General features: G+C 73.2%; 8 protein-coding genes. 3 read left to right on the forward strand and 5 right to left on the reverse strand.

All coding sequences use genetic code 11. The features are described from left to right. Positions 1–147 precede the first annotated feature (147 nt). Positions 148–1,401 carry a phosphatidylserine decarboxylase gene (locus tag AB0J68_RS18280; RefSeq protein WP_354855367.1) on the forward strand — a complete coding sequence of 418 codons (1,254 nt, stop codon included), beginning with the start codon at positions 148–150 and terminating at the stop codon, positions 1,399–1,401. Between the two features lie 56 nt (positions 1,402–1,457). Here the strand turns inward: AB0J68_RS18280 and AB0J68_RS18285 are convergent, their stop codons facing one another. From AB0J68_RS18285 to AB0J68_RS18295, 3 genes are all read right to left on the reverse strand, one after another. Then, on the reverse strand, positions 1,458–2,396 hold the full coding sequence (locus tag AB0J68_RS18285; protein WP_355068476.1) for a CDP-alcohol phosphatidyltransferase family protein: 939 nt from the start codon (positions 2,394–2,396) through the stop codon (positions 1,458–1,460). Positions 2,397–2,743: 347 nt separating this feature from the next. Further along, positions 2,744–3,634 carry an NUDIX domain-containing protein gene (locus tag AB0J68_RS18290; protein WP_354855365.1) on the reverse strand — a complete coding sequence of 297 codons (891 nt, stop codon included), beginning with the start codon at positions 3,632–3,634 and terminating at the stop codon, positions 2,744–2,746. A 139-nt stretch (positions 3,635–3,773) separates the two neighbouring features. Beyond that, positions 3,774–4,724, reverse strand: coding sequence for an NUDIX domain-containing protein (locus AB0J68_RS18295; protein ID WP_354855364.1), 951 nt, complete (start codon positions 4,722–4,724; stop codon positions 3,774–3,776). A gap of 144 nt (positions 4,725–4,868) precedes the next feature. Between AB0J68_RS18295 and AB0J68_RS18300 the strand changes: the two genes are divergently transcribed. Beyond that, the gene (locus tag AB0J68_RS18300) at positions 4,869–5,225 is read left to right on the forward strand and encodes a PspC domain-containing protein (protein WP_354855363.1); all 357 of its coding nucleotides are present in this window, start codon (positions 4,869–4,871) and stop codon (positions 5,223–5,225) included. A gap of 7 nt (positions 5,226–5,232) precedes the next feature. On the opposite strand, the gene guaA is transcribed toward AB0J68_RS18300, so the two are convergent. Both guaA and AB0J68_RS18310 read right to left on the reverse strand, forming a co-directional pair. Next, positions 5,233–6,789 (reverse strand): glutamine-hydrolyzing GMP synthase, encoded by a 1,557-nt coding sequence (gene guaA / locus AB0J68_RS18305; protein ID WP_354855362.1) that lies wholly within the window; start codon positions 6,787–6,789, stop codon positions 5,233–5,235. Positions 6,790–6,867: 78 nt separating this feature from the next. Then, on the reverse strand, positions 6,868–8,565 hold the full coding sequence (locus AB0J68_RS18310) for a GMC family oxidoreductase (RefSeq protein WP_363939527.1): 1,698 nt from the start codon (positions 8,563–8,565) through the stop codon (positions 6,868–6,870). A gap of 145 nt (positions 8,566–8,710) precedes the next feature. Here AB0J68_RS18310 and AB0J68_RS18315 point away from each other — a divergent pair, with 145 nt between their 5' ends. Then, complete coding sequence (locus tag AB0J68_RS18315) at positions 8,711–9,835, forward strand: LCP family protein (RefSeq protein ID WP_354855360.1); 1,125 nt, start codon at positions 8,711–8,713, stop codon at positions 9,833–9,835. The last annotated feature ends 31 nt before the right edge of the window (positions 9,836–9,866 follow it).

Consider the following 9,866-nt stretch of genomic DNA (forward strand, 5'->3'; position numbering starts at 1 on the left):
GGCCCGCACCACCTCCACGGCGGTGCGGCCGGCGCGGGCAGGCGCATATGCTGACCGGTGGAGATCTCGCCTCCGCCGGCCGGCCCGTCCCCGCCATGGCGGCCCCGCCGCGATTCCCGTCTCTACCCCGTCAGGAGCCCGCCCGACATGACGCAGTCCCCCGCCGTGCGTACCACCGGCCGGTCCGGTCCGGTCCGCATCGGCGAGCGAGCCGCCCGTACCCTCGTCACCGAGCTGGCCCGGATGAACGACCCGAAGGCCGCCCTGCTGGTCGGCGCGAGCCCGGAGTCCGCGGTGCTGGCCGCGGCCATCGAGGCGTTGCTCCCCGGTGACCAGCTCACCGTGGTGCCCGCCGACTCGTCCGGCGCCCCCGTGCTCCGCGAGCACGTCACCGCCCAGGGCCGGTGGGTCGCCGACCGCGTACGCGTGGTCGACTCGCTCGCCGACGCCGAGGCCGCCGCCGTGGTCATCGCCGGCGAGGCGTTCATCGGCACCGCCGAGGAGACCCGGAGCGGCATCGACGGGTTGTCCAAGTACCTGACCGAGGGCGGGGTGCTGAGCGTGGCGACCACCGCGACGCCGGGCCGGACGACCGGCGCGGCCAGCGAGCTGGCCCGGCAGGACGCCCTCTACGGCGTCGGCGGGGACCTGGTGCTGCGGAACACACCGCCGGTACGGGTCTACCGGCTCCGGTTCACCCCGGCCAGCCCGGCCACGGCCGACCGGTTGGCCCCGGCGTACCGGCCGTCGAGCGTGCCGCTGACCCGGGGAATGCACATCGACTCCAACGGGGTGGCCGCGGCGGGCATCACACTGGGTCTGGCGGCGCTGGCCCGGGTGGCGCGTCCGTCGTCCAAGTTGTGGCTGCTGCCGGCGCTGGCCGCCGGGCCGGTCGCCGCGTTCTTCCGCGATCCCCAGCGGGACGTCCCGGAGGACCCGAACGCCGTGGTGGCCAGCGCGGACGGCAAGGTCCTGTCGGTGCAGCGCCTGCACGACGAGCGTTTCGGCGACGGTGAGTGGCTGCGCGTCGCGGTCTTCCTCTCCGTGCTGGACGTGCACGTCAACCGGGCTCCGGTCGCCGGCAAGGTCGTGGACTACTTCGTCGCCGACGGCGGCTTCGTCAACGCGATGAAGCCGGACGCCGAGCACAACGTCGCCGCGTACACCGTCCTGGACACCAGCCGTGGCACGGTGGTGGTCGCGCAGCGGACCGGCCTGATCGCCCGCCGCATCGTGCAGCGCGCGCCGATCGGCGCGCTGCTGGCGAAGGGGGAGCGCTTCGGGCTCATCCGGTTCGGCTCGCGGACCGACGTCTACCTGCCGGCCGAGGCCGCGGACCCGCTGGTGGGGCCGGGCGACAAGGTGGTCGGCGGCTCCACAGTCATCGCCCGCTGGCGCTGACGCCAAGACGCGAAAAAGGGGGCCGCTGTCCGCGGCGCCCCTTTTCGTGTGTCGGATCAGGCGGTACGACGCTGGCGCAGCCAGAGCACCGGCCCGCTGACCAGGTAGCCCACCACGATCAGGGCGAACGTGAGCCGGATGTCGACGAGCGCGCCGAGCACCGGGGCCAGCCAGAGCCACGGCGGCAGCTTCACCAGGCGCGCGAGCTTGGCGTACGGGAAGCTGGACACCATCGCGAAGGCGAGCAGTGCCACCCCGGCGACCAGCACCAGGCCGGGCACCGGCAGGCCGATCGCCACGGTCACGGCGAGCACGGCCGCGGCCATGGTGGTGGGGACACCGCAGAAGAAGCGGCCGTCCTTCGGCGAGACGTTGAAGCGGGCCAGCCGGATCGCCGCACACGCCGCGACCAGGGCGCAGGCCACCGCGGCCGCAGCCGTCGACACGGAGCCGGCGAGCGAGGCGTAGACCACCACCGGCGCGGCGAGGCCGAACGAGCACATGTCGGCCAGCGAGTCCATCTGAGCGCCGAACGGGCTGGCGACGCCGAGCCGGCGCGCCAACGCGCCGTCGAGGCCGTCGAAGCCGACGCAGGCGATCAGGCAGAGGGCGGCGATGCGCACCTCGCCCTGCATGGCGAGGAAGATGGCCAGCATGCCGAGCATGAGGCTGGCCAGGGTGCAGGCGTTGACCAGGCCGAACTTCATCCGGCGGGCGACGGTGCGCTCGCCGGGCAGCAGTGGGATCGACCGGGACGACGCCTCGTCGGCGTGCGCCATCGGCGGCAGCGCCGGGCTGACCGGCATGACCGCCTCGACCTCGGCGCGATTGACGCCGAGCGACGGACGGCCGAGCCGGTCCAGGCCGTAACGGCGGCGCTGGCGGTCGGCGTACCGGTGCTCGGGCAGTGTCACGTCGGTGGTCCGCAGGTCGCCGTCACGGCGACCCACCCGGACCAGCAGCACCTGGCGGGCGAACGTGCTGCTGCGGCGCAACGGGCCCGCCCAGCGACGCCCTGCGGGGCGCGGACTGTCAGTCGTACGACGCCGGCGCCATGGGGCTCTCGGCACGTTTCCTCCATCACCGGATCGGCTTGCCGCCGTTTGGGGCGGATGTCCGGCTGTCTCGTGCCGGACCTTGCGTGGCCCGGCAGCCGTTTTGCGGAGTACACCATCGCATAGGGGAACGTGGCTTGGCGATAGCTGCCGGCGGTACTTATATCTGGTGCAAACCGCGCGAACCGCCTTGTTATTCCCATCCCGGGCCTCATCGCCCGTTTCCTCCACCATTCCCGTCTCTGACTGTACCGGAGGGTCACCATCTCGGCTCGCCGAGCCGGGTGCTATCGACCCAGCTGTCCGATTGCCGAGGCAGCGATGCCGGTCAGCAGCAGGTCAGCGGTCTCGGCGATGGTGAACCAGCCCGCCCGGGCGGTCGAGCCACCGGCGGACTCGGTCACCACCGCGTCAGTGGGTACGTCCACGAGCACCCGATAGATCACCCGAACGCCGTGCCAGTCCAGCGGACGGCCCTCCGGGCCGAGCGCGGCCGGGTTGTGCAGGTTGTCCACGCCGAGCAGCTCCACGACCCGGCCCACCTGACCGCCCTCCTCGACCAGCTCACGGAGCAGCCCGGTGGTCGGCTGCTCACCGTGATCGGTGCCACCGCCGGGCAGGTGCCACTTGCCGGCCCCGGGATAGCCGTCGGCGATCTGGGTGAGCAGGACCCGCCCGGCCGGGTCGGTGACCAGCCCGTACGCCCCGAAGCGCAGCCGGCGATCCGGGTGCGGCGGCGGGAGCGGCTCGGCGGACGGGTGCGCGTCGGCCGGGAGCGGGGTGACCGGCAGTCCGAGCAGTTCGGCGCTGAACGGCGTCAACGGCAGCCGGGCCGCGTCCTCTGGGCTGACCCAGCGGGCCTCGATCGTGCCGTCTCCGGTGTCGCCCGGCGCATCGCCGTCAACGGTCATCTCGAACAGCAACCGGTCGGTGTGCAGCGAGACGCCGTCCTGCGCGAGGGTGCTGACGTCAGCGACCACGGCCCGCAACCGGCCCACCGACACGGTCAGCCCGGTCTGCTCGCCCACCGCGCGCACGGCCGCACGCTCAGGATGCTCGGCGTGCGCGACCGGCCCCCCAGGCAGCGACCACACCGCCCCCACAGCCCCCCGAACAACCAGAACTCGCCCCGAGGCCGACAACAGACCATAAGCCGCAACCCGCCGCACCAGCTCCACAACCAGGCCCCCGCTCCCCCGCACCCGCCTTCAGGCCGGTGATCATGAAGTTATCGCCGTCCATCCCGGCGTGTCCCGACAATAACTTCATGATCGCCGCGACGAGGGAGGCCGGGGGCGGGGTGGGGTGGGGTGGGGGTTAGGTTAGTTGGGCTGCTTGGACTGCTTCTGCGGTCACCTCGGTCAGGCGGTCGGTCGGGAGGGCGCCCAGTTCCTCGCGGGCGAACCAACGGGCCTCGCAGGTGGAGCCACCGACGTCGGTGATCGTCGGCGCGTTGGGCTCGTCGACGACGACCCGGTAGAAGGCGCGGACGCCGTGCCAGTCGATCGGGTAGCCCTCCGGGCCGAGCGAGGCGGCGTCGCGGTGGCTCGCCACACCCAGCAGCTCGACGAGGCGGCCGGACTGGCCGGTCTCCTCCACCAGCTCCCGGATGAGCGCCGCGCCGGGCTGCTCGCCGTAGTCGGTGCCGCCGCCGGGCAGGTGCCAGCAGCCGGCGCCCGGGTAGCCGTCGGAGATCCGGGTGAGCAGCACCCGACCGGCCGGGTCGGTGCACACGGCGTACGCGGCGAAGCGCTGCGCACGGTGCAGCCCGTCCGGGCCGGGCACCGCGTAGAAGGAGGGGAACTCGGGCACCTCGTCGGGCACCACGTCGGCCGAGGAGGCGGGCAGGCCGAGGGCGCGGGCCGTGAACGAGCGCAGCGGCAACTCGCGGGCCTCGTCGAGCGTGTACCACCGGGCCAGGTCGGTGGGGCGTTCGCCGACCCGGTCGGCGAGGGTGCCGCCCCGCACCGCCACCCGGTAGATCAGCCGGTCGGTGTGGATGGTGATGCCGCGCTCGGGCAGCGCCCGCATGTCGGCGAGCACGTCGGCCAGGCCCGAGACGGCGACCGAGAGGCCCGTCTCGGCGGCGGTCTCGCGGACGACTGTGTGGTTCGGGTCCTCACCGTGGTCGACCGCTCCGCCCGGCAGCGACCAGGTGCCGGGGGTGCCGGAGCGCTCCGATGCGCGGACCAGCAACACTCGGCCGTCTGAATCAGCACAAACTGCGTATGCCGCGATCCTGCGAAGCGGCTCCAGCAAGGTGGTCACGGGACCAAATTCTCCCCGGGACGGGTTACCGGGACGGAAAAGAGTCGGATTCCTGACTCTTTGCTACCCGCTCAGGGATCGGTCAGGGTAAGGATCCGGGCGGTCACCGAGGGCGGGCCGGGCACCGGCGCGGACCGTGGAGACATGACATCCACCGCCGCACCGCACGCCCCGTACAAGCAGCTCCGGCGACCCACCACCGACCGCATGGTGGCGGGGGTCGCCAGCGGCCTCGGCCGCTACTTCGACGTCGACCCCACACTGGTCCGCGTGGCCTTCGCGGTCACCGGCCTGCTCACCGGCGGGCTCGCGCTGTTCGCGTACCCCATCATGTGGTTCCTGATGCCCGAGGAGCCCACCGGCGCGCCGGCCTGGCCGCACCCGGCGGGCGCCGCGCCGCAGCCCACCGCCGGGCCCGCGCCCGGCGGACCGCAGCCGGGGTACGCGCCGACGCCGCCCTACCCGCCGACGACCCCGTCCCACACGCCGCCGGCCGCGTGAGCCGCGGTCACTCCCACTCGATGGTGCCCGGCGGCTTGCTGGTCACGTCCAGCACCACACGGTTGACCTCGGCGACCTCGTTGGTGATCCGGGTGGAGATCCGGGCCACCACGTCGTAGGGCAGCCGGGACCAGTCGGCGGTCATCGCGTCCTCGCTGGAGACCGGGCGCAGCACCACGGGATGCCCGTAGCTGCGCCCGTCACCCTGCACGCCGACGCTGCGCACGTCGGCGAGCAGCACCACGGGGAACTGCCAGACACCCCGGTCCAGGCCCGCGGCGGTCAGCTCCTCGCGGGCGATCAGATCGGCGCGGCGCAGCAGGTCGAGGCGCTCGCGGTCGACGGCGCCGATGATCCGGATGGCCAGGCCGGGGCCGGGGAACGGGTGCCGCCAGACCATCGCCTCGGGCAGGCCCAGCTGGAGGCCGAGCGCCCGGACCTCGTCCTTGAAGAGGGTGCGCAGCGGCTCGACCAGGGCGAACTTCAGGTCCTCCGGCAGGCCGCCGACGTTGTGGTGACTCTTGATGTTGGCGGTGCCGGTGCCGCCGCCGGACTCCACCACGTCCGGGTAGAGGGTGCCCTGGACCAGGAACTCCACGTCGCCGTGCGAGGCGATCTCGCGGGCGGCGGCCTCGAAGACCCGGATGAACTCCCGGCCAATGATCTTGCGCTTCTGCTCCGGATCGGTCACCCCGGCCAGCGCGCCGAGGAACCGGTCGGCGGCGTCGACCACCTTCAGCTTGATGCCGGTGGCCGCCACGTAGTCCTTCTCGACCTGCTCGGCCTCGCCCGCCCGCAGCAGACCGTGGTCGACGAACACGCAGGTGAGCTGGTCACCGACCGCCCTGTGCACCAGCGCGGCGGCGACCGCCGAGTCCACCCCGCCGGAGAGGCCGCAGATGACCTCCTTGTCACCGACCTGGGCGCGGATCCGGGCGACCTGCTCGTCGATGATGTTCTCGGGCGTCCAGGTCGGCTCGATGCCGGCGATGTCGTACAGGAAGCGGGTCAGCATCTCCTGACCGTGCGCGGTGTGCCCGACCTCCGGGTGGAACTGCACGCCGGCCCGGCGCCCGGCCACGTCCTCGAAGGCCGCCACCGGCGCGCCCGCCGACTCGGCGGTGACCGTGAAGCCCTCGGGGGCCTCGGTGACGCAGTCTCCGTGGCTCATCCAGACCGGCAGGTCCGCCGGCAGGTCGCGCAGCAGCACACCCGGCTCGAGGAGGCGGGGGCGCAGCGGCGTGCCGCCGTACTCGCGGTTGCCCGTCCGCGCGACGGTGCCGCCCAGCGCCTGGGCCATCGCCTGGAAGCCGTAGCAGATGCCGAAGACCGGCACGTCGGCCGTGAACACGCCGGCGTCGATCTGCGGGGCGTCCGGCGCGTACACGCTGGCCGGACCGCCGGAGAGGATGATCGCGGCCGGGTTCTTCGCCAGCATCTCGGCGACCGGCATCGAGTGCGGCACGATCTCGGAGTAGACCTTCGCCTCGCGGACCCGGCGCGCGATGAGCTGGGCGTACTGGGCTCCGAAGTCCACCACGAGGACAGGGCGAGGCAGGCTCATGTGCACAAAGCCTACCGACAGCACCGCCGTCCCCGGCACCGGCTCGCCCGCCGGGGTCAGGGTCACAGCCCGCCGGGGTCAGGGTTTCAGCGCGCCGGGGGCGTCCGCCGGCACCGCCGGGTGCAGCGGGGGTACGGGAGGCAGCCGCCGGTACGGATCTCCGAGCGGGGGCCGAGGGTCCGGCTCGCCCCGGTTGGGCCAGAAGGACATCGCCCGTTCCGCCTGTGCGGTGATCGTCAGGGACGGGTTCACGCCCAGGTTCGCCGACACCGCCGCGCCGTCCACCACGTGCAGCCCCGGGTGGCCGTACACCCGGTGCCAGGGGTCGATCACCCCGTCGGCCTCGGTGGCGCCGATCACCGCGCCGCCCAGGATGTGCGCGGTGATCGGGATGTCGAACGGCTCGGTGAGCGAGCCGCCCGGCGTACCGCCGATCTCCTCGGCGAGCAGCCGGGTCGCGGTGTTGCCGGCCGGGATCCAGGTCGGGCTCGGGGTGCCGTGGCCGGGCCCGGTGACCAGCCGGCGACCGAACACGCCGCGCCGCCAGCGGGTGGTCAGCGAGTTGTCCACCGACTGCATCACCAGGGCGATCACCGTCCGCTCCGACCAGCCGCGCACGGACAGCATCCGGGCGGCCAGCCCCGGCTGCCGGACGATGCTGCCCAGCCAGCGCCGAACGCGGTGCGGGCCGCCGTCGACAAGCAGCGACTGGAGCAGCCCCATGGCGTTGGAGCCGCGCCCGTAGCGGGCCGGCTCGATGTGGGTCTGCGGGTCCGGGTGGAACGAGCTGGTGATCGCCACCCCCTCGGTGAAGTCCAGCCGCTCGGACCGGGCCCGCCGGTGGTCCACCGAGGCGCCCAGGATCGCCTCCGAGTTGGTCCGGGTCAGCTCACCGAGGCGGGGTGAGAGCCGGGGCAGGGCGCCGTCGGTCTTCATGCCGTGCAGCAGCCGTTGGGTGCCGAGCGCCCCGGCGGCGAAGACCACCTGGTCGGCGTGGATCACCTGCCGCCGTCGGCGCAGCCAGGCACCGGTGCGCTCGGTGTGCACCTCGTACCCGCCGTCGGCGGCCGGCCGGACGGCCGTCACCGTGGTCAGCGGGTGCACGGTGGCGCCCAGCCGCTCGGCGAGCCACAGGTAGTTCTTGACCAACGTGTTCTTGGCCCCGTGCCGGCAGCCGGTCATGCACGAGCCGCAGTGCAGGCAGCCGGTGCGCTCCGGGCCGACGCCACCGAAGTACGGGTCGGCGACGCGCTGGCCGGGGCGGCCGATGTGCACGCCGACGGGGGTGGCGTGGAAGGTGTGGCCCACCCCCATCCGGTCGGCCACCGCCCGCATGGCGCGGTCCGCGCCGGTGTCCATCGGGTACGTGGTGACGCCGAGCATCCGCTTCGCCTGGTCGAAGTGGCGGGCCAGCTCGTCGCGCCAGTCGGTGATGTCGCGCCACTGCGGGTCGGTGTAGAACGCCGGCAGCGGTTCGTAGAGGGTGTTCGCGTAGACCAGCGAGCCACCGCCCACTCCCGCGCCGGAGAGCACGAGCACGCCGCCGCCAGATCGCCGCTCGGCGGGGCGGAGCAGGGTGAGCCGCTGGATGCCGTAGCAGCCCAGCTTCGGCGCCCACAGGAAGCGGCGGGCCCGCCAGGACGTCTGCGGGAACTCGTCGTCGGCGAAGCGGCGGCCGGCCTCCAGGACGCCGACCGAGTAACCCTTCTCGGCCAGGCGGAGCGCCGTGACGCTGCCGCCGAAGCCGGACCCGATGACGACCACGTCGTACCGCATGGACGCATCATTACCCGTCAGTAGCGCTCGCGCCAGCGGCAGTTTTCGCGCGATCATGCACCGGCCGACCGACCCGGCGCCTTCCGGCCGCAACCCGGAGCACCCGTCGGAGCGTTGTGCCGGATACGGGTGGAAGGAAACGAAGATGATCTTGGGGTCGATGGAGCCGCGCCGGCGGTGGCTGGTGCTCGGGCTGGCCGCCCTCGCCGTCGTCGCGCTGATCGCTGGCGGCACTGTGGTGATCACCCGCCTGACCGGCGGCGACTCGCCCGCCGGCACTCCGGTGGCCGGCTCGCCGAGCCCGTCGTCGGTCGGCACGCCCACCCCCACGCCCAGCCCGAGCGGCCCGCCCCCGGGCGCGAACATCACTGGCCCGCTGACGCTGCTGCTCGTCGGGGTGGACACCCGGGTCAGCGTTCCCGGCTGGGAGCCGCACTCCGATGCCGTGCTGGTGCTGCACGTGCCGAAGGGGCTGGGCCGGGCGTACCTCTTCTCGCTCCCCCGCGACCTGCTGGTGGACATTCCGGCGTTCCCGAAGGCCGGCTACAAGGGCGGCAAGACCAAGCTCACCCACTCGATGAGCTTCGGCAGCCGGGTGCCCGGCAAGCCCAAGCAGCCGAGCACCGCCCAGGGGTACGAGCTGCTGCGCAGCACGGTGAGCGGATACACCGGGCTGCGGATCGACGCCGGGGCGGTGCTCACCTTCGCCGGGTTCGACCGGCTGGTGAACGCCCTCGGCGGGGTGGACATCTACGTCGACCAGCGGGTCGCCTCCCTGCACCGCAAGCCGGACGGCAAGTACCGGGACAGCGCCCCCGGCGGGTACACCGGGCCGCAGCAGGTCTACGAGAAGGGCGAGCAGCACCTCAACGGGTGGCAGGCCCTGGACTACGCGCGGCAGCGCTACATCACCGGCGGCGACTACGCCCGCCAGCGCCACCAGCAGCAGCTCGTCCGAGCGCTGACCCGCAAGATCCTCGATGAGGGCCTGGCCCGGCAGCCGGAGCGCGTCGACCAGGTGGTCGCCGCGCTGGGCGACACCCTGATCTACGTGGGCGGCAACCGGATCGTCGACCTGGCGTACGCGCTCAGCGGGGTGCCGGAGAACAAGTTCGTCCTGGTCGGCCTGCCCGGCTCAGGTGTCGGCAAGGGCAGCGCCTACCAGGGCGAACAACTCACCAGCGAGGGCCGGAAGTTCATTACCGAACTCCGGGCCGGCCGCGCGGACGCGTACCTCGCGGCCCACCCCAAGCTGGTCGTCAAGACCTGACCCGCGCCCCGGGGCCCTCGGCTCGACCGAG

It is taken from the genome of Micromonospora sp. NPDC049580 (genome assembly GCF_040675595.1).
Taxonomy (GTDB): domain Bacteria; phylum Actinomycetota; class Actinomycetes; order Mycobacteriales; family Micromonosporaceae; genus Micromonospora.